Source organism: Streptomyces sp. NPDC059679, from assembly GCF_042734105.1.
Lineage (GTDB): Bacteria > Actinomycetota > Actinomycetes > Streptomycetales > Streptomycetaceae > Streptomyces.
Genome location: NZ_JBHWES010000076.1, coordinates 14,159 through 33,082 on the forward strand (window position 1 = coordinate 14,159; position 18,924 = coordinate 33,082).

Here is an 18,924-nt window from a genome sequence, read left to right on the forward strand (position 1 = left end):
CCCAGGGCGGGACCAGGAACAGAAGGTTCCGGCCGCCGTCAGTAGCGGACCTTCCCGTAGTCGACCTCCTGCACGGGATACGTGGCGGCCCGCTGCCCGAGGGCCCGCATCCGCCGCCGCATCTCGTCGGCCGGCAGCCGGTGGTAGCTGCCGTGTCCCGGCAGCACCCACTCGAACGTCAACTCCTCCGCGCCGCGCGCCACGGACTCGGCCAGCGTCTTGATCGAGTCGTAGACGACGCTGTCGGCGACCTCCAGGTCCTGCTCGGAGCGCGACCAGAAGACCGCGTCGCCGCTGAAGCAGAACTTGTCGTCCGCGATGAAGAGCGTGCTGCCCTTGGTGTGGCCGGGAAATGGGTGAGCGATCACACCCGGCCCGATCTCGATCGGATCCTGACCGCGGATGACCGAGTCGGCATCGGGGCGGGAGTGCAGATCCCCCTCGTGGATCCACAGCCGGGCGCCGAAAGCGTCGGCGTACTTGCGGCCGTGGGCGACGTGGTCGAGGTGGGTGAGCAGCACATCGGTGATCTTGTCGACCGCTTGCTCGTAGCGGCGGGCGAGGGCCGGCTGCCAGCGCGGGGTGTCGATCATCATCGCGGTGCCGCCGGGGCGGCGCAGAAGATATGAGGTGGCGCCGTACGTCTGCGCCGAGGCATGCCCGCACAGGAGCACGATCCCGTCCTCGTCCAGGGCCATCGGATACGGGTCGGAATCCGGGGCCCACTCATTGGCGGGCGGATGCACGGACCGGGTCGGACAGGCGTGTGCGGCCATGTAGAGCTGCCGCGTCTCCTCCTCGTCCGCGGGCTGGCGCAGGACGGTCGACGAGCCGCCGTAGTCCCCGCTGGGCTGGTAGCCGATCAGGCCGGGGGCGTACTGACGGGCGATATTGCAGTTCAGACAGCGATCGTCGACGTACCAGTGCGAACTCTCGACACCGGGGGTGGGGTTGCTCAAGGGTTCCCGCTTTCACGGGGATCGGAGCGACACCCATGCCGTCACTGGTCCGAGGCACGGGCTGACGCTGGGGCGAGTCAGGCCATGGATCGTGCGACGGAAGGCAAAGCAACGGACGACGTTTCCGAGTTGAACCCTAGCGGTGCCTACTCCCATGGGTTGCCGAACCGTTATCGACGGAGCGGGCGCGGGCGCTGTATTTCGGCCACTCCGCTCGCATGTGGTGGCCGCTCAGATGCCCAGGCGGGTGGCGATCCCGTCGAGGACGGCGTCGAGCCCCGTCTCGAACTGCCACTGCGCGTCGTCCTTGCGGGTCGCCTCGTTGATATAGCGCTGGTAGGTCGGATAGCGGCCCGTGTTCATCAGCCAGTTCATGCGCGGGGCAAGGGCGATGCGCGTCTCGTCGGCGCTGGCCCACCCCTGCTCCTGCATCAGCTCCGCGAGGCCGATCTCGCGGTCCACGGCGCCTTTCACGTAGGAGTCCACCGCGCGGCAGACCGCCATCATCGTGTCGACGTCCAGATCGAGTTCGTCGAGTGAGGCCAGGGCGCTTTCGACCACGGCCACTTGGTTCGGGGTCAGCGTGAACACCGCCGCGCGGGCCACCCAGGGGTGCTGGAGGAGCACGGATCTGGTGCGCTGGGAGAGCGTACGCATGGCCTGCCGCCAGTCCTTGGCGCCCTCCGGCGGCGACATCTCGCCGTACACATGGTCGACCATCAGCTCCAGGAGCTCGCCCTTGCCGGAGACATAGCGGTACGCCGCCATCGGCGCGACCCCCAGATCGGTCGCGAGGCGGCGCATGGTGACGGCGTCGAGCCCTTCCGTGTCGGCGATCGCCACTGCGGCCTGGGCGATGCGCCGGGGGGTGAGCGTGGAGCGCGGGGCGGGGGCCGGACGGTCCAGCCGCTCCCACAGGAAGGCAGGCTCCGGCCGCTCGGGCCGCTCCGGCGTCGTCTGCGGCTCCCGCTTTTTCCGAGGGGGCATGGGGTGAGCTCCTTTCAGGGCCGCCCAGTGTACAGAGTATCCGTGTGTGGACAACGTACACATCAATGTGTACGTTGTATCGCGCTGGATACGTTGTACACATCGAACGGAGTCTCTCCATGAACGACCTCAACGACGGCCCCCTGCGGGTTGCGGTCCTCGTCGGCAGTACCCGGGACGGCCGCTTCGGTCCCGTGGTGGCCGAGTGGACGGCCGGCCACATCGCCCGGCGCGAGGACCTGGAGGCCGACCTCGTCGACCTGGTCGAGACCCCGGTCCCGACCGTCATGCCGGCGTTCGGGCAGCAGCCGTCGGAGGAGGACATGGCGCTGCTCGGCGCCGTCGCCCCGCGGCTGGCGGCGGCCGACGCGTTCGTCATCGTCACGCCGGAGTACAACCACAGCTACCCGGCGGTCCTGAAGAACGCGATCGACTGGCACAACCCGCAGTGGCACGCCAAGCCGGTCGCCTTCGTCTCCTACGGCGGCATCTCCGGCGGCCTGCGCGCGGTCGAACACCTGCGGGGCGTCCTGGCCGAACTGCACGCGGTGACCATCCGCAACACGGTCAGCTTCCACAACTACGGTGACAAGTTCGACGCGGACGGCAAGCCCCTGGACCCGGAGTGCGACGCCGCGGCCAAGTCCCTGCTCGACCAGCTGACGTGGTGGGGGCTCGCGCTGCGGGACGCCCGCGCCGCCCGCCCGTACACCGGCTGAGGCGGGGGAGCGCGGCCATGACCGGCGACGCCATGACCGGCGACATGGGGGATACGCCCCCTCCCGCCCGGCGGAACCCTCCCTACCTGGGCATCTTCGGTCTGATGCTCGGCATCTTCCTGGCGACGCTCGACGGACAGATCGTCGGCGTCGCACTGCCGACCATCGTCGGCGACCTGGGCGGCCTCGACCACTTCTCCTGGGCCGTCACGTCCTACCTGCTCACCTTGGCCGCGACCACCCCGATCTGGGGCAAACTCGGCGACCTCTACGGCCGCAAGGGCGCCTACCTCTGGTCCGTGGTGCTCTTCCTCATCGGCACCGTCCTGTGCGGCCTCGCACAGAACATGGGGCAACTCATCGCCTTCCGCGCCGCCCAGGGCCTCGGGGCCGGCGGTCTCATGGTCGGTGCGATGTCCGTCATCGGCGTACTGATCCCCGCTCAGGACCGCGGCCGCGTCCAGTCGATGATCGGCGTGATGCTGCCCGTCGCCTTCGTCGGCGGGCCGCTGCTCGGCGGATTCATCACCGACGTCCTGGACTGGCGCTGGGTCTTCTACGTCAACGTGCCCTTCGGCTTCGCCGCGCTGCTCGCCGTCGGCAAGGGCGTACGGCTGCCACAAGCGCGCGTCGGCGGACGGATCGACTACCCCGGTACGGCCCTGCTGACCACCGCCATCCTGTCCCTCACCCTGCTGGCCGGCTGGGGCGGCACCCGCTACGACTGGACCTCACCGCAGATCGTGCTGCTCGGCGCGGTGGCCGCCGCGGCCCTCGCCGCCTTCATCCGGGTGGAACGGCGCGCGACGGAGCCCGTCATCCCGCTGCGGCTGTTCCGCAGCCGCGACTTCACCCTCGCCCAGGCCCTCAGCTTCCTGGTCGGCGCCGCGCTGATCTCGGTGGCGAGCTACCTGCCCCAGTACATGCAGTTCGTTCAGGGCTCCTCCTCCACCGTCAGCGGCATGCAGGGCCTGCCCCTGATGATGGGCATGCTGGCGGCGCAGCTCATCACCGGCCGGCTCATGGACCGGGGCGGTGTGGAACGCGTGGTGCCGATCGCCGGTGCCGCCCTCACCGTCACCGGCGTGTTCCTGCTGCTCCTGCTCGACACCGGCACCCCGGTGTTCGCCGCCTCGGCCCTCCCCGTCGTGTTCGGCGCCGGTGTCGGCATGCTGATGCAGAGCACGCTGCTCACCACGATGAACACCGCCCCGCCGCGCGACATGGGCGCCGCCACCGGCACCGTCACCCTGCTGCGTACGATCGGCGGCTCACTCGGCGTCGCCGCCCTCGGCGCCTTACACATCGGCCGGATGACGGCCGAACTGGCCGACCGGCTCGGCCACCGCACCGCCGAAAGGCTCACCTCCACGGGCGAGGTGACCCCGTCCTCGGTCGACAGGATGCCCGCCCAGGTGCGCCACGCCGTCCAGGAGGCGTTCATCGGTGGACTGCGCGGCGTCCTCGTCGGTACGGCCGTCCTGGCCGCGGCCGCCTTCGCCCTCGCCTGGTTCGTCCGGGGGAAGGCGGCCGCCGAGCCGTCCGATCCGGCCGAAGAGACGGACCGGACGCGAATCGCGGCCACGGCCACGGACTGAAGCCTTGTCACGCACCCCGACAGAGAAAGCAGACCAGTCATGCCCAGCACCTCCGCCACGCGCGCCAAGGACATCCTTCTGCGCCCCTTCAGCCTGGGTGGCCTCACCCTTCCCAACCGGATCGTGATGGCGCCGATGACCCGTGAGTTCTCGCCCGGCGGCGTACCGGCCGAGGACGTGGCGGCGTACTACGCCCGGCGGGCCGCGGGAGGGGTCGGCCTGATCATCACCGAGGGGACGTACATCGGCCATGAATCGGCGGGCAGCAGTGACCGCGTCCCCCGTATCCACGGAGAACGGGCCCTGGCGGGTTGGGCCGAGGTGACGGGCGCGGTGCACAGCGCGGGCGGGAAGATCATGTCGCAGCTGTGGCATGTGGGCATGGACCGCAAGCCCGGCACCCCGCCCGTGCCCGCCGCCCCGCCCATGGGCCCCTCCGGCATCGCCGTCGACGGTACGGAGTCCGGCCGGGCGATGACCCAGACGGACATCGACGATGTCGTCGCGGCCTATGCCACGGCTGCCGTGGCCGCCGAGAGGATCGGGTTCGACGGCGTCGAGGTCCATGCGGGCCACGGCTATCTCATCGACCAGTTCCTCTGGGAGCGGACCAACCGGCGCACCGACGCCTACGGCGGCAACCTCGTCGCCCGCTCCCGCTTCGCCGCCGAGGTCGTCGCCGCGGTCCGCGGGGCGGTCTCCCCGGACTTCCCGATCACCTTCCGGTTCTCACAGTGGAAGATGGGCGCCTACGACGCCAGGCTCGCCCGCTCGCCCCAGGAACTCGAAGCCCTGCTCGCCCCGCTGGCGGACGCCGGAGCCGACGCCTTCCACTGCTCCACCCGCCGCTTCCACCAGCCCGAGTTCGAAGGGTCCGACCTCAACCTCGCAGGCTGGGCGAAGAAGCTCACGGGCAAGCCCGCGATCTCGGTCGGCGCGATCGGCCTCGACAACGAGTTCACCGATGTGATCCAGGGTCGGCAGGGCGCGGTCACGGGCATCGGAGAACTGCTCGACCGGATGGAGCGCGACGAGTTCGACCTCGCCGCGGTCGGCCGCGCGCTGCTCGGCGACCCCGACTGGCTCACCAAGGTCCTGACCGATCGCACAGCGGACCTCAGGCCCTTCCACGTGGGCCTGCTCGCCGCCCTGAACTGAGCTGCTTCGACTCGGGGTCGGAGCCGTCCTCGGCGCGGCCGTCAACAGCTCGTAGATCCGCACGGGGCGTCGGCTCGGCGTTCGTGGTCGCCGGTGCCGGGGCGGCGGGCCGGGTCAGCGCGGTGATCAGCGCGGCCATCACCACCACGAGTACCAGCTCGATCCAGACGACCCTCTCGGCCGCGCCCGCGAAGGCCGCCCGGGCGGTGCGGTCGCCGAGTACGGAGAAGAACACCGTCCCGATCGCGGCCAGCCCCGCCGTGCCCGCGAACTGCTGCGTGGTGTTGAGCGTGCCGGACGCCATACCCGCCTGCTCCGGACGGACGCCGCCCAGGGTCGTACCGATCAGTGAGGGCAGGACCAGCGTGTTGCCGAAGCCCAGCAGGCCCAGGCCGACGATCAGCCACGGCACGGAGATGCCGCCGCCCAGCGCGTGCAGCGCGCTGCCCAGCAGGACGAGGGCGACCGCGTCCACGGCGCAGCCGAGCAGCATGACCGGGCGGGCGCCGATCCGGGCGACCAGCCGCCGGCCGACCAGCGGCCCGGTCATGCCCAGGATCGCGAACGGCCCGAACGCGAGGCCCGCTTGCCCGGCGGGCAGCCCCAGGCCGGACTGGAGCAGCAGGCTCAGCACGAAGATCGAGCTGGTGAAGGAGGCCATGAAGGCGGCGTTCACACCGAGGCCGAGCCGGAAGCCGCGGCCACGGAACAGCGTCAGGTCCAACAGCGGGGTGCCCCCGCGCGCGGTGAGCCGCCGCTCCCACAGCAGCGCGCCCACCAGCGCCGGCGCGGCGGCGATCAGTGACAGCCAGGTCCACAGCGGCCAGCCCTGGCCCCGGCCGAAGATCAGCGGGAGCAGAGCGAGGGCGAGCGAGCCGGACAGGGCCACCGCGCCGAGCGGGTCCAGCCCGGGACGCCGGCCGGGGCGGGCTGTCGGCAGCAGCCGCAGGGCGAAGCCGAGCACGATCACACCGACGGGCAGATTGAGCAGGAAGACGATCCGCCAGCCGAGTCCGAAGACGTCGGCGCTGAGCAGCAGCCCGCCGAGGATCTGCCCGAGGACGCCGGCCAGGCCGCCCACCACGCCGAACCACGACAGCGCGCGCGGCCGCTCGTCGCCGGGGAACGTCGCCGTGATCAGCGCCAGAACCTGCGGCACCATCCCGGCCGCCGTCAGTCCTTGCAGGACGCGGGCCGCCACGAGTTCGGCGGGGCTCTGGGCCAGTCCGCACAGCAGCGAGGCGACGACGAAGGCGGCCATGCCCAGCAGGAACATCCGCCGGTAGCCGAGCAGATCGCCCAGTCGCCCGCCGATCACCAGGGCCGCGGCGTAGCTGAACGAGTAGCCGCCGACGACGAGTTCCAGCGCCTCCTGTCCGGCATGCAGCTCGTGCTGGAGCGACGGCAGGGCGACGTTGACGATGTTGAGGTCGAATCCGTACAGGAACGTGGCCGCCAGGACCACCGGCAGCATCAGCCAGCGGCGCGGGTCCGCGATGGGTGTGGACATGGGTGCGTGGTCTCCCCGTGAGTCGTGAGGCCTGAGTCGTGAGGCGTGCGAGGCGAGATGATGCGAGGTGCAGAGAAATTCGATAAGTATCGAAAGCTTCGATGACTGACGAAGAGTACGACACGTATGGAACTCCCGGCAATGCTCAACTAGACTGGCCGCCATGAGCGATGAGGTCTTCCACCCGGCGATCGAGGATCTGCCGCTGTCCAAGGTGCTGGCCGCGCTGGCCGATCCGGCCCGGCTGGCGATCGTCCGGGCCGTGGCCGCCGTTGATCCCGGCGACGGGCTGGCCTGCACCCTCCTGCCGGAGCAGGCAGGGCTCCGGCTGAGCAAGTCGACGATGTCCCACCACCAGCGGATCCTGCGCGAATGCGGCATCACCCGGACCCGCATCATCGGCTCCCGCCGCACGCTGCGGTTGCGCCGCGAGGAGCTCGACCGGCGCTTCCCCGGGCTGATTGCCGCGGCCCTCGCCGCCCCCGCCGAACCCGTCGGCACCTCGGCCCGCCGGTCGGCCGCGAGCGCGTAGAGCACGACGAGGCTCCCCGAGCTGTGTACGGACGCCGCCTGGGCCGCTGTCCTCCCTGTCCTCCTGGGTGATCGCCGAGTCCGCGACCAGGAAGAGAGAGGGGCCGGCCTTCACCACGATGTGGCAATCCCAGGAGGCCACCGCATCCCCGTGCCCGCCGCGGTCGTGCCCGCGGCGCTGGGCGCGCTCGCCTGCACGGTCTACGGCGCGCTCTTCGTCCGGACAACGCTGCACGCCGATATGGAGGTCACGTAGCGGGGGAGTGGCTGATGAGCCGCATGCGCGGCTGGACATACGCCGACGGCGATCGCCGATGAGTTCCGGCGGCGGGATCGGTCTGCCCTCATAGGGGTCAGGAGACTGACCGACACTGTCACCCGGACCGGAAGGTGGACCAGCCATGGCCAACGTCGACGTCGTCCGCGCATGCATGGAGAGCTACCTCGCACAGGACCGTGACACCGCGGACCGGCTGATCGCTGAGGATTTCGTCTTCACGAGCCCGCAGGACGACCACATCGACAAGGCCGCGTTCTTCGAACGCTGCTTCCCCACGGTCGACCGCCTCCGGTACCAGAAGGTCCTGGAAGCGGTCCCCGCCGGGGGCGACGACGTCTTCCTCCTCTACGAGTACGAACTGAAGGCCGGCGGACGCTATCGCAACGTCGAGCTGATCACCGTACGGGACGGAAGGCTCACCGAGACCCAGGTCTTCTTCGGCGGCCGGGTCCGGGAGACATGAGCACCGAACTGCCCGGTCACGCGTCGAAGTCGTATTCCAGGATGTAGGAAGCGGCGTCGAGCACCATCTCATTGACTTCCACCGCGGCTCCGTTCTCCGCGAAGGCCGTGCGGCACACCAGGATGACGGGGGGTGCCACTGGACAGCCGGAGGTCCAGGGCCGTCACCCCCATGTAATCTCCCGCACACCCTGGTACTGGGCGTGGCCCGCGTCGGACGGGTCTCCGCCGTGGACCTTGGCCAGTGCGCGCTTGACCAGACGGTCGGTCGTGACGGCCCGGCTAATTTTTTCTTTGATGGTATTGGCGTACGACTTCGCCATGTCCCGTGCCAACCGCGAATCGTCACCCTCAGGAGGATCGAAACGCACGGTGCCGTCGGAGTTGTCGGAGAACTTGTACCCATAGACCTCCGCCGTACGGACGACCCTCTTGACTGTGTCCTGCATCTCAGTCAGCTGGTCATACGCGTCGTTCAGGATGGCATGGATGCTGCTGGCCTCCTTGTACAGGTCCTCGAACTCTTTCACGGTCTTGCGGACGAATTCATGCGTGACGGTCGCGTTGAGCCCAGCCCACCGCGCACCTTCCGACTTCTTCAGCAGCCCCGAACGCGCATCGCTCTCCAGCTTCTTGAGACCATCGACAACGGACTTCCAGTCGTCGGCTGCGAGCACGAGATTTGTCAGATCGACCTCGGCGAGATCCGTGTAAGTGAGAGCCCCCATCGTCATTCCCCCGTTTCCGCTACTTCACTATCTTGGATATCTCGGAAACGCTGACGGCCGAGCCGTCCCGGTGTCGAAGCGAGGCCGCGATCAGCTCGTCGTCTTTCGCGTGACTCTTCTTCGAGTAGTCCAGGTGATTGGAGATATGGGCGCACATCTGCAGCATGGTGTTCACCTGGGAAGTCCAGACGGACACCGTCGTGCTCAGCTCGTCGCCCATGGTGAAGTTGTGGTCGCTCATCGACTTGGCCGCCTGCATGGACGACCCCACGCCGTCCTTGTCCGCCCCGGCCCCGGCGATGTCGGCCGTCTTCTGCAGCTCCCCGTGCAGGACGAAGGCCTCGTGCCCCACGGCGCCCAAGTCGTCCTGGTGAACGATGAGATCGGAGGCCTTGCCGCCGTCCTTGCCCCCGCCGCCACCGCCGGTCGCGGCAAGTTGGTTGAGTCGCGTTTGGGCGCTCTGCTGCCCGGCCGCGTCCGCCTTGAGCTGAGACCACTCGCTGTCGAACGACATTCCCCGTTACCTCCCGAAAAGAACATCAGCGCGTCCGATGCTGCGGCCGTCGCTCCCCTGGCTCGCCGCACCACATCGCGAATTGAAACGCATGCTAGCTGAATTGGATGACATCACTCCGGCTGCGGCCGGGCAAAGTCAGCCTCGATTCGTCAGCGGGGTTCGATTGCTGATCGATCCGGCGGTTCGCCCGTAATGTTCTTGGCCGGTGCGGGATGGGCTGTCGCGTGACACCGCGGCTGCGCCGGGTTCCATGGGCTCGGAGACTGCGAAGGTCCCTTTTTCCTACCCGTACGCGACAAATTCCGATTCGAGGATCACCTTCGGCTGGGCGGCCGGGCCCCAGGAGCAGTGGATCGACCACCGCGACATCGAGGGGCGGAAGCGGGCGCTCGCCGACCGGATGGCCGCCGTCCGCTGGGGAGGGGCGGACGGCGGCCACGGCGCGGCGTTCGACGACTACGAGCGGCGCATGCGGCCGTTCGTCGCGGTCAACCAGGCGCCGGCCACGGAGAATCCCGGCGGGCCGGCCTCCGAAGAGTCGGTTGAGCGGGCCAAGGCCGCGCAGACACCTTGGGCTTCCCATGGCCACCGGGCTTCACCGTCACGACTCGCCTGTTATACGTCCAGCAGAGAGTGGTACTGGGCGTGGCCCGCGTCGGACGGGTCTCCGCCGTGGATCTTGGCCAGTGCGCGCTGGGCCAGAAGGTCGGTCGTGACGGCCCGGCGAATTTCTTGATTGACGGCTTCGGTGTACGACTGCGTGGAGTCCAGTGACCACCGCGACCCGCCCTCCCCGGACTCATGGAAACTCACGGTGCCGTCGGAGTCGTCGGAGACCGTGAATCCGTCTTCCTGCGCCCTTGCGACGAGCCACTTGACTTTGGACTGAATCCTGGTCAGCTGGTCATACGCGTCGTCCAGGATGGCATAGATGCTGCTGGCCTCCTTGTGCAGGTCCTCGAACTCTTTCGCGGTCTTGCGGACGAATTCATGCGTGACGGCCGCGTTGAGTCCAGCCCACCGCGCACCCTCCGACTTCTTCAGCAGGCCCGAACGCGTATCGCTCGCCAGCTTCTTCAAACCGTCGACAACGGACTTCCAGTCCGTGACCGAGGTACTGAGCTTTCCCAGATCGACCCCGACGAGATCCGTGTAAGTGAGAGTCCCCATCGTCATTCCCCGTTTCCGCTACTTCACTATCTTGGATATCCCGGAAACGCTGACGGCCGAGCCGTCCCGGTGTCGCAACGAGGCCGCGATCAGCTCCTCGCCCCCACCGCCGGCCGCGGCAAGCCGGTTGAGTCGCGTATGGGCGCTCTGCTGCCCGGTCGCATCGGCCTTGAGCTGAGACCACTCGCTGTCGAACGACATTTCCCCGTTACCTCCCGAAGAGGACATCAGCGCGCCCGGCGCTGCGGCCGTCGCTCCCCTGGCTCGCCGCACCACATCGCGAATTGAAACGCATGCTAGTCGAATCGGATGACATCACTCCGGCTGCGGCCGGGCAAAGTCAGCCTCGATTCGTCAGCGCGGTGTCGCTCAGTCGAGGTGGCCGTCGCCGTTGCCGTCGCCGTCGCGCAGCCGGGTCAGGGTCTGCTCCAGCTCGGCTTGGAGCACGCGGCCCGCCGTATCCGCGTCGCCCCGCTCGACGGCACGGACCAGGGCGGAGTGGGCCTCGTCGCCCGGGTTCGGCGTCCCGGCCACCCCGGTGCGCAGGGCGAGCAGGTCCACCAGGTCGATCAGGGCCTGCCGCAGCCGGGGGACGAACTCGGCGAACAGATCGGTGAGTACGGGGTTGTGCGCGGCGCCGACCACCGCCGCGTGCAGCGCGATGTCCGCGTCCACGAACGCGGCGTCGTCGCCCGCGGCGGCGGCGCTCCGGGCGTCCAGGGCCGCGTTCAGGGTGGTGAGGTCGGTGTCGGTGCGCCGCAGCGCGGCCAGGCGGGCGGCCTGGACCTCGACCAGCATGCGCACCTCGAAGACGTCGGTGACGGCCGCGCGGCGCAGCCGGGCGGGCCAGTCCTCGGCGGGCTCGGTGGCGATGACGAAGACGCCGGAGCCCTGGCGGGCCTGCACCAGCCCCGCTCCGGCCAGGAGGCGGACCGCCTCGCGCACGGTGGAGCGGCCCACGCCCAGGGTTTTGGCCAGGGTGGTCTCGCCGGGGAGCCGGGTGCCGACCGGCCAGTGGCCTCCGGTGATCTCCTCGCGCAGCCGCGCGGCCGCCTGATCGATCAGGGGCGTGGCGCGGAGGGTGGCGAGCGGCATCCGGTTCACCTTTCAGGGAGCGTCGGGAGAGTTGGGGGCGTGGGGCGTCGTCTCATCGTCGCCAACTCCGCAGGTCCTCAGCTTGTCTGAGGACCTGACATGTGGCTAGCCTATCCCGCATGTCGCTGCGCGGACTCCTTCTTCTCGGCTGCCGCGGCGGGGCCTGACCGGACCGGCACCCCGCCGCGGAGTGCCGTGCTTGCCGGTCGACCCCGATCGAGCGAAGGACATCCCGGCCTCATGGCTGTTCAGTACGACGAACCCATCCAGCACAACACCCCCGCACCCCCGGCACTCCGCACCCCGCACGGGCCCCTCCCCGCCGACGCCCCCTCCTGGAACCCTCAGCGCCCCAGCGCCATGCCGCACCACCGCTACCGGTCCGTGTACGACAGGGTCGCGGTGCCGCTGACCGACGACCGCACCTGGCCGGGCCGCCGGATCGAGCGGGCGCCGCTGTGGGTGCCGGTGGATCTGCGCGACGGCAACCAGGCCCTGGCCGAGCCGATGGACACCCCGCGCAAGCGCCGGATGTTCGACCTCCAGGTCGCGATGGGCTTCAAGGAGATCGAGGTCGGCTATCCCTCCGCGAGCCAGACCGACTTCGACTTCGTACGCCACCTCGCGGAGAGCGACGCGGTCCCCGCCGATGTGACCGTGGTGGTCTTCACCCCGGCCCGCCGCGATCTGATCGAGCGGACGTACGCCGCCATCGAGGGCCTGCCCCGCTCGGTGGTGCACCTGTACACCGCCACCGCCCCCGTCTGGCGCGAGGTGGTGCTGGGCCGTGGCCGCGCCGAGGTGTACGGGATGATCCGGGACGCCGCCGGGCATCTGGCCCGGCTCGCCGAGGCGCGCCCCGAGAACATCCGGTTCCAGTTCTCCCCGGAGGTCTTCAACCTCACCGAACCCGACTTCGTACTGGAGGTCTGCAACGGCCTCACGGAGCTGTGGGACGCCTGCCCCGAGCGGCCGGTGATCCACAACCTGCCCGCCACCGTCGAGTGCGCCACCCCCAACGTGTACGCCGATCAGATCGAGTACATGCACCGCCACCTGGAGCGGCGCTCGGACGTCGTCCTCTCCGTGCATCCGCACAACGACCGGGGCACCGGGGTCGCCTGCGCGGAGCTGGCCGTGCTGGCGGGCGCCCAGCGGGTCGAGGGCTGTCTGTTCGGCAACGGCGAGCGGACGGGCAATGTGGACCTGGTCACGCTCGCCCTGAACCTCTACGCCCAGGGCGTGGACCCGATGATCGACTTCTCCGATATCGACGCGATCCGCGACACCGTCGAGCACTGCAACCGGCTGCCGGTCCACCCCCGCCACCCCTATGGCGGCGAGCTGGTCTATACGGCCTTCTCCGGCACCCACCAGGACGCCATCAGCAAGGGGCTGGCCGAGCACGCCCGGCGGGCCGCCGAATCCGGGGTGCCGGAGGGTCAGGCGCCATGGGCGGTGCCGTATCTGCCGATCGACCCGGCCGACGTGGGGCGCAGCTACGAGGCCGTGATCCGCGTCAACAGCCAGTCGGGCAAGGGCGGCATCGCCCATCTGCTCCAGGCGCACTACGGTCTGGACCTGCCCAAGCGGCTGCGCGCCGACTTCTCCCGCATCGTGCAGGCCGCCACCGACGACAGCGGCCGGGAGGCCGCGGCCGAGGACCTGTGGGAGCTGTTCCGTACGTCGTATCTCGTCCCCGGTCACGACGACGGCCCGGTCACCCTCGGGTCATGGACGACCGAGGAGACCGGCCCCGGCCGGCACCGCTTCGTCTGCGAGCTGCGCACGGGCGACGACAAGCGCGAATACGAGGGCATGGGCAACGGGCCGCTGTCCGCCTTCGCCGACGCCCTGGCCCGTGCCGGGATCGCCGTTGACATCCTCCACTACGCCGAGCACGCGACCGCCGCCGGACCCGGCAGCCCCGCCATGGCCTATGTCGAATGCCGCGTCGGTGACAGCACGCGGTGGGGCGCCGGTCAGGACACCTCCGTGCTCACCGCGTCGGTGCACGCCGTGCTGGCCGCCGTGAACCGGGCGCGGGTGTGGGTGTTGTGATGGCCGGGGTGAGGTGAAGGGCTGATGCGGTGGGGGGCGGTGCGCCGGTGCTCGGCTGGACACGGAGTCAGGACACCGAGTCGGGACGTCGGGTCAGGACACCGAGTCGGGACGTCGGCTCAGATGCCGAGCTTGGCGGCCTGGAGCTTGGCCACCGCCTCCTTGTCGCCCTCCAACTCGACCCGGGCGGCGTCCTGGCGGCCGAACAGAAACACCGCCAGCTCGCCCGGTTCCGCGGTGACCGTGACCACCGGGGTGCCGCGGTGCGCCACCGCCGTACGGCCGTCCGGGCGGCGCAGCACCAGGCCGACCGGGGACTTGCGGCCGACCGTCTTGGCGATCCGCTCGATCCGGGACCACAGGGCGTCGGCGAAGACCGGGTCGATCTCGCGCGGCTGCCAGTCCGGCTGGGCCCGGCGGACGTCCTCGGCGTGGACGTAGAACTCGACGGTGTTGGCCGCCTCGTCCACCTGCTTGACGGCGAACGGCGACATCCGCGGCGGGCCCTCGCGGAAGAGCCGGATCAGCTCCTCGTGCGGCTTCGCGGCGAACTCGGCCTGGACCCGGTCCAGCCGCCCGGCCAGCGGCTTGATCAGCAGACCGGCGGCCGCGTCCGCGCGGCGCTCGCGGACCACCAGATGGGCGGCCAGGTCATGGGTGGTCCAGCCCTCGCACAGCGTCGGGGCATCGGAGCCGGCGGTCTCCAACAGGTCGGCCAGCAGCAGCCGTTCGCGCCTCGCGTGAGTGGACATACCGCCCACCCTACGACCGCCGTCCGGCCCCCGCCACCGGCGCCGGGCCATCACCCCTGGGCCGCGATCCTCCCTTGCGTCCCTTGCGCCCCGTCAGTCTTGCGCCCCGTCACCCCGGAAGCGGCTTGCTCAGCTTCTTGCCACCCGGGCCCGAGCTGAGCGTCAACGCGCAGGAGACCTGGTCCTCGCCCCGGATCCGGTAGGTGGCCAGCGCCGGATAGAGCGCGTAGTAGTAATACATCCGGCCGTCGTTCGGTATGGACTGCAGCCGCTTCTTGGCATCCGTCTCGCACAGCGAGAGCGCCTTGTCCTGAATGGCCTTCTCGGTGGAGAAGTCCCCGGTCAGCGTCTCGTTGGCGACCACCTCACCGTCGTGCGGACTGCTGCACCCCCGCTTCTCGATCTTCGTCACGCTGCTGTCCAGCGCGGGGTGGTCGAAGCACTCGCCGGGCTTGAGCACCGCATACGGCACCAGGTCGCCGGGGCCTCCCGACTCGGAGGCCGAGGGGGACGTACCGCCGTCGGAGGCGTCGCTGCCGCCGCCCAGCGGCGCGCCCTGTCCGGGGTCCGCCGAGCCGGACGCTCCCTCGGAGGGGGAGGCGGAGGCCGACGGGGAAGCCGAGGCCGAGGGGGAGTCCGACGACTTCGCGTCGGCCGACGCGGATGTCGTCTCCTTGCCGGATGCCTCGCTCTTGTCGCCGTCGTCGCGGGTGCTGATGAGAATCCCGCCGATGACCAGCGCGCCCGCCACCACCGCGGCGATGGCTATCGCCGCGGTCCTGCCCCCGCCCGAACCAGGGCGCGGCGGCGGGGGCGGCAGCGGGCCGGGGGCAAAGGCGCCGGGCGGGAGCGCGCCCGGCGGAAGCGACCCGGAGGGCAGCGGACCGGCAGCCGGTGCGCCGGGAGGCAGTGCGCCGGTCGGCGGCCCGAAGCCGCCCGACGGCGGCAGCTGGCCCTGCGGTGCGGGCAGGCCGGGCTGCGCGGGCGGCCCGAAACCCTGCTCCGGAGGCGGCCCGAAGCCCTGTCCCTGGCTCTGCTCGGGCGGCGGTCCGAAACCTTGCTCCGGCGGCGGCCCGAACCCCCCGCCGTTTCCAGACCGGTTGGAGTCGTTCGGCGACGGCGGAAACGTCATGCCCGAAGCATGCCCCATCGCACTGACAACCGAGCCATCGGGCTCCGCGACGGACCCGACTTCAGGCCCCACCCCTGCCCCCTGCCTCGGGGAGTGCGGAATCAGTCCCCGGCGTGGAGAGTGCAGAATGGTCGCATGACCGGCTCCGACCGCCCCTCCGCCCTCGACCCGGCCCTCGCCGCCCGCCTCAAGCGCAACGCCGACGGTCTCGTCCCCGCCATCGCCCAGCAGTACGACACCGGCGAGGTGCTGATGCTCGGCTGGATGGACGACGAGGCGCTGCATCGCACCCTCACCACCGGCCGGGCCACCTACTGGAGCCGCAGCCGCCAGGAGTACTGGGTCAAGGGCGACACCTCCGGCCACATACAGCTGGTCAAGTCCGTGGCCCTCGACTGCGACGCCGACACCGTCCTGGTCAAGGTCGACCAGGTCGGCGCGGCCTGCCACACCGGCGACCGCACCTGCTTCGATTCCGACGTCCTGCCGCTCGGCCAGTAGGCTCGCCAGCCATGACCCAGGGTGCGCACACGATGGACCTCGAGACCTTCCGCAAGCTGGCGGCCGACCGCCGCGTCATCCCCGTCACCCGGCGGCTGCTCGCGGACGGCGACACCCCGGTCGGCCTGTACCGCAAGCTCGCCGCCGAGCGCCCCGGCACCTTCCTCCTGGAGTCCGCCGAGAACGGCAGGTCCTGGTCCCGCTACTCCTTCATCGGCGTACGCAGCGCCGCCACCCTCACCGAGCGTGACGGCCAGGCGCACTGGCTGGGCACCCCGCCCGTCGGCGTCCCCACCGAGGGCGATCCGCTGCAGGCGCTGCGCGCGACCATCGAGACCCTGCACACGCCCCGCGACCTCGGCGGTCTTGTCCATCTGCCGCCGTTCACCGGCGGCATGGTCGGCTACCTCGGCTACGACATCGTGCGCCGCCTGGAGAAGATCGGCGAGAGCGGCCGGGACGATCTGCGGCTGCCCGAGCTGACCATGCTGCTCACTTCGGATCTCGCCGTGCTCGACCACTGGGACGGCACGGTCCTGCTGATCGCCAACGCGATCAACCACAACGACCTCGCCACGGGCGTCGACGAGGCGTACGCGGACGCCGTGGCGCGGCTCGACGCGATGGCCGCCGACCTGGCCCGCCCCGTCCCCACGGACCCCGCCGCCCTGCCGGCCTCCGAGCTCCCCGAGTACACCGCCCTGTGGGGCGGGCCGGACTTCATGACGGCCGTGGAGGACATCAAGGAGCGCATCCGCGCGGGCGAGGCCTTCCAGGTCGTGCCCTCCCAGCGGTTCGAGACGCCCTGTGCGGCGAGCGCCCTGGACGTCTACCGCGTGCTGCGGGCCACCAACCCGAGCCCGTACATGTACCTCTTCCGCTTCGACGGGTTCGATGTCGTGGGCTCAAGCCCGGAGGCGCTGGTCAAGGTCGAGGACGGGCGGGCGATGGTGCACCCGATCGCCGGTACCCGCCCCCGCGGCGCCACCCCGCAGGAGGACGCCGCCCTCGGCGACGAACTCCTCGCCGACCCCAAGGAGCGTGCCGAGCACCTGATGCTCGTCGACCTCGGCCGCAATGACCTCGGCCGGGTCTGCGAGCCCGGCAGCGTCGAGGTCGTCGACTTCATGTCGATCGAGCGCTACAGCCACGTCATGCACATCGTCTCCACCGTGACCGGCCGGCTCGCCGAGGGCCGTACGGCCTTCGACGTACTCACCGCCTGCTTCCCGGCCGGCACCCTCTCCGGCGCCCCCAAGCCGCGCGCCATGCAGATCATCGAGGAGCTCGAGCCGAGCCGCCGCGGCCTGTACGGGGGCTGCGTCGGGTATCTCGACTTCGCGGGCGACTCCGACACCGCGATCGCCATCCGTACGGCGCTGCTGCGGGACGGGACGGCGTACGTCCAGGCCGGCGCGGGTATCGTCGCCGACTCCGACCCGGTGGCGGAGGACGCGGAGTGCCGGAACAAGGCGGCGGCGGTGCTGCGGGCCGTGCATACGGCGGGGCGGCTGGAGCGGGGCTGAACGTTTCGGGTGCCTGGTGCCTGGTGCCCGGTGTCGCATAACGTTCCGGGTTTTCGGCGTCGAATCAGGCAAACCGCATCCCCGCGGCGGGGCTGTCCGACCCGTGGGGGATAGTGGTACGCGTGAGTGCAGCAGCCGTACCCCAGCCCCGGGCCCATCACGAGCCCACCGCCTCAGCCGCGCGCGGCCGTAGACGCAGCCTCGGCGTCGCCCTGCTGTCCGGCGCGCTCGGCGCCGCGCTCGTGCTGCTGGCCACCAGCCGCACCTGGGCCAAGGGCACGGCGGCGGTCGCCAAGGGCACCCTGCCGCAGCATGCCAACGGTGACGACATCACCGGGCTGCCCGGAGCGCTGGCGGTCGTCGGCCTCGCCGCGCTCGTCGCGGTGTTCGCCGTCAACCGCGTCGGGCGCTGGGTCGTCTCCGGACTGCTGGCCCTCAGCGGGGCGGGCATCGTGGTCAGCGCGGTGCTCGGCGCGTCCGACAAGGCGGCGCTCGAGGAGAAGGCGTCCCAGGCGACCGGCCTGGCCGACAGCGCCATCCACGACGTCGCGTACACCCCGTGGCCCTGGGTCGCCATGGTGGGCGGGCTCCTGCTGCTGCTCGCCGGGGTGCTCGCGCTGGGCTACGGCCGCCACTGGCCCGCCATGTCCGGCCGGTACGAGCGCGCGGGAGACGGCAAGGGGAGCCGCGGCCCGGCCGGGCGGGCGCGGCGCGGTGGGGCCGCGGGGGATCCGGAGCGGCCCGAGGAGCTGTGGAAAGCGCTTGACCGGGGCGAGGATCCGACAGAGCGGTCGGCGAGCCGCGAGGCCTGAGCGGTTAGGACCCCCCGCTCAAGACATTTGCGCGCGTCGGGGACAATGACGTGGGAGCGTTCGCCCCGCGCGCCCGGAACCCGGGGGCAGTAGAGCAACGAGGAGTATTCATGGCGGGTAACAACCACGGACACACCCCGGCCGCCTGGACCGGCGTCACCATCGCCTTCATCGGCTTCTGTGTCGCCGGTGCGTTTGTCGTGCTGGCCAACCCGATCGGCTTCTGGGCGGGCATGGTCGTGGTGGCCCTCGGCGGTGTCGTCGGCCTGGCGATGCGCGCGGCCGGTCTCGGCATGACGCCGAAGCGGCAGCCCCAGGCGCAGCGGGCGGCCCAGCCGCAGGCGCAGACCCAGCAGTAGGCCGAGGCCGGGTCGGGGGCGACCCGGCAGGTCTGTTTCGAGGTGCGGCGCGGGGTCCGGGCGCTAC

21 protein-coding genes and 1 pseudogene are annotated in these 18,924 nt (G+C 70.6%); 11 read left to right on the forward strand and 11 right to left on the reverse strand.

Features of this window, described 5'->3' with window-relative positions:
- Positions 1-38 precede the first annotated feature (38 nt).
- Positions 39-959: an MBL fold metallo-hydrolase gene (locus ACFV2X_RS46670; RefSeq protein ID WP_385628269.1), complete on the reverse strand. Its 921-nt coding sequence runs from the start codon at positions 957-959 to the stop codon at positions 39-41.
- Positions 960-1,190: 231 nt separating this feature from the next.
- A complete protein-coding gene (locus ACFV2X_RS46675) occupies positions 1,191-1,946 on the reverse strand; it encodes a TetR/AcrR family transcriptional regulator (protein ID WP_385628272.1) in 756 nt (251 codons plus the stop codon).
- Between the two features lie 119 nt (positions 1,947-2,065).
- Here ACFV2X_RS46675 and ACFV2X_RS46680 point away from each other — a divergent pair, with 119 nt between their 5' ends.
- The 3 genes from ACFV2X_RS46680 to ACFV2X_RS46690 are packed head-to-tail and all read left to right on the forward strand — an operon-like array spanning position 2,066 to position 5,421.
- On the forward strand, positions 2,066-2,665 hold the full coding sequence (locus tag ACFV2X_RS46680; protein ID WP_385628274.1) for an NADPH-dependent FMN reductase: 600 nt from the start codon (positions 2,066-2,068) through the stop codon (positions 2,663-2,665).
- Between the two features lie 17 nt (positions 2,666-2,682).
- Positions 2,683-4,263 carry an MDR family MFS transporter gene (locus ACFV2X_RS46685; RefSeq protein WP_385628276.1) on the forward strand — a complete coding sequence of 527 codons (1,581 nt, stop codon included), beginning with the start codon at positions 2,683-2,685 and terminating at the stop codon, positions 4,261-4,263.
- 39 nt (positions 4,264-4,302) lie between these two features.
- A complete protein-coding gene (locus ACFV2X_RS46690) occupies positions 4,303-5,421 on the forward strand; it encodes an NADH:flavin oxidoreductase (protein ID WP_385628279.1) in 1,119 nt (372 codons plus the stop codon).
- On the opposite strand, the gene ACFV2X_RS46695 is transcribed toward ACFV2X_RS46690, so the two are convergent.
- Complete coding sequence (locus ACFV2X_RS46695; protein ID WP_385628282.1) at positions 5,381-6,931, reverse strand: MFS transporter; 1,551 nt, start codon at positions 6,929-6,931, stop codon at positions 5,381-5,383. The genes ACFV2X_RS46690 and ACFV2X_RS46695 overlap by 41 nt on opposite strands.
- A 163-nt stretch (positions 6,932-7,094) precedes the next feature.
- Here ACFV2X_RS46695 and ACFV2X_RS46700 point away from each other — a divergent pair, with 163 nt between their 5' ends.
- The 3 genes from ACFV2X_RS46700 (at position 7,095) to ACFV2X_RS46710 (ending at position 8,205) form a co-directional block, all read left to right on the forward strand.
- Entirely contained in the window at positions 7,095-7,463 is a 369-nt protein-coding gene (locus ACFV2X_RS46700) for an ArsR/SmtB family transcription factor (RefSeq protein WP_385628285.1), read from the forward strand.
- Between the two features lie 120 nt (positions 7,464-7,583).
- On the forward strand, positions 7,584-7,718 hold the full coding sequence (locus ACFV2X_RS46705) for a hypothetical protein (protein WP_385628288.1): 135 nt from the start codon (positions 7,584-7,586) through the stop codon (positions 7,716-7,718).
- A 145-nt stretch (positions 7,719-7,863) separates the two neighbouring features.
- Positions 7,864-8,205 (forward strand): nuclear transport factor 2 family protein, encoded by a 342-nt coding sequence (locus tag ACFV2X_RS46710; protein ID WP_089511400.1) that lies wholly within the window; start codon positions 7,864-7,866, stop codon positions 8,203-8,205.
- Positions 8,206-8,221: 16 nt separating this feature from the next.
- Here the strand turns inward: ACFV2X_RS46710 and ACFV2X_RS46715 are convergent.
- The 6 genes and pseudogenes from ACFV2X_RS46715 to ACFV2X_RS46740 all read right to left on the reverse strand — a co-directional run.
- A pseudogene (locus ACFV2X_RS46715) lies at positions 8,222-8,338 on the reverse strand (GntR family transcriptional regulator); the annotation flags it as partial.
- 30 nt (positions 8,339-8,368) lie between these two features.
- On the reverse strand, positions 8,369-8,938 hold the full coding sequence (locus ACFV2X_RS46720; RefSeq protein WP_385628290.1) for a hypothetical protein: 570 nt from the start codon (positions 8,936-8,938) through the stop codon (positions 8,369-8,371).
- Between the two features lie 13 nt (positions 8,939-8,951).
- Positions 8,952-9,446, reverse strand: coding sequence for a hypothetical protein (locus tag ACFV2X_RS46725; RefSeq protein ID WP_385628292.1), 495 nt, complete (start codon positions 9,444-9,446; stop codon positions 8,952-8,954).
- Positions 9,447-10,064: 618 nt separating this feature from the next.
- Positions 10,065-10,619, reverse strand: coding sequence for a hypothetical protein (locus ACFV2X_RS46730; protein WP_385628295.1), 555 nt, complete (start codon positions 10,617-10,619; stop codon positions 10,065-10,067).
- Between the two features lie 18 nt (positions 10,620-10,637).
- The gene (locus tag ACFV2X_RS46735) at positions 10,638-10,820 is read right to left on the reverse strand and encodes a hypothetical protein (RefSeq protein WP_385628298.1); all 183 of its coding nucleotides are present in this window, start codon (positions 10,818-10,820) and stop codon (positions 10,638-10,640) included.
- 168 nt (positions 10,821-10,988) lie between these two features.
- The gene (locus ACFV2X_RS46740) at positions 10,989-11,714 is read right to left on the reverse strand and encodes a FadR/GntR family transcriptional regulator (RefSeq protein ID WP_385628300.1); all 726 of its coding nucleotides are present in this window, start codon (positions 11,712-11,714) and stop codon (positions 10,989-10,991) included.
- A gap of 240 nt (positions 11,715-11,954) precedes the next feature.
- Here ACFV2X_RS46740 and leuA point away from each other — a divergent pair, with 240 nt between their 5' ends.
- A complete protein-coding gene (leuA, locus tag ACFV2X_RS46745) occupies positions 11,955-13,775 on the forward strand; it encodes a 2-isopropylmalate synthase (RefSeq protein WP_385628302.1) in 1,821 nt (606 codons plus the stop codon).
- A gap of 119 nt (positions 13,776-13,894) precedes the next feature.
- Here the strand turns inward: leuA and ACFV2X_RS46750 are convergent, their stop codons facing one another.
- The gene (locus tag ACFV2X_RS46750) at positions 13,895-14,527 is read right to left on the reverse strand and encodes a TIGR03085 family metal-binding protein (RefSeq protein WP_385628304.1); all 633 of its coding nucleotides are present in this window, start codon (positions 14,525-14,527) and stop codon (positions 13,895-13,897) included.
- Between the two features lie 109 nt (positions 14,528-14,636).
- The gene (locus tag ACFV2X_RS46755) at positions 14,637-15,659 is read right to left on the reverse strand and encodes a hypothetical protein (RefSeq protein ID WP_385628307.1); all 1,023 of its coding nucleotides are present in this window, start codon (positions 15,657-15,659) and stop codon (positions 14,637-14,639) included.
- 135 nt (positions 15,660-15,794) lie between these two features.
- Between ACFV2X_RS46755 and hisI the strand changes: the two genes are divergently transcribed.
- The 4 genes from hisI (at position 15,795) to ACFV2X_RS46775 (ending at position 18,857) form a co-directional block, all read left to right on the forward strand.
- A complete protein-coding gene (gene hisI, locus ACFV2X_RS46760) occupies positions 15,795-16,160 on the forward strand; it encodes a phosphoribosyl-AMP cyclohydrolase (protein WP_385628309.1) in 366 nt (121 codons plus the stop codon).
- Between the two features lie 11 nt (positions 16,161-16,171).
- Positions 16,172-17,686 carry an anthranilate synthase component I gene (locus ACFV2X_RS46765; protein ID WP_385628312.1) on the forward strand — a complete coding sequence of 505 codons (1,515 nt, stop codon included), beginning with the start codon at positions 16,172-16,174 and terminating at the stop codon, positions 17,684-17,686.
- A gap of 122 nt (positions 17,687-17,808) precedes the next feature.
- Entirely contained in the window at positions 17,809-18,498 is a 690-nt protein-coding gene (locus tag ACFV2X_RS46770) for a TIGR02234 family membrane protein (RefSeq protein ID WP_385628314.1), read from the forward strand.
- 110 nt (positions 18,499-18,608) lie between these two features.
- Positions 18,609-18,857, forward strand: coding sequence for an HGxxPAAW family protein (locus tag ACFV2X_RS46775; protein ID WP_089511390.1), 249 nt, complete (start codon positions 18,609-18,611; stop codon positions 18,855-18,857).
- Positions 18,858-18,924 lie beyond the last annotated feature (67 nt).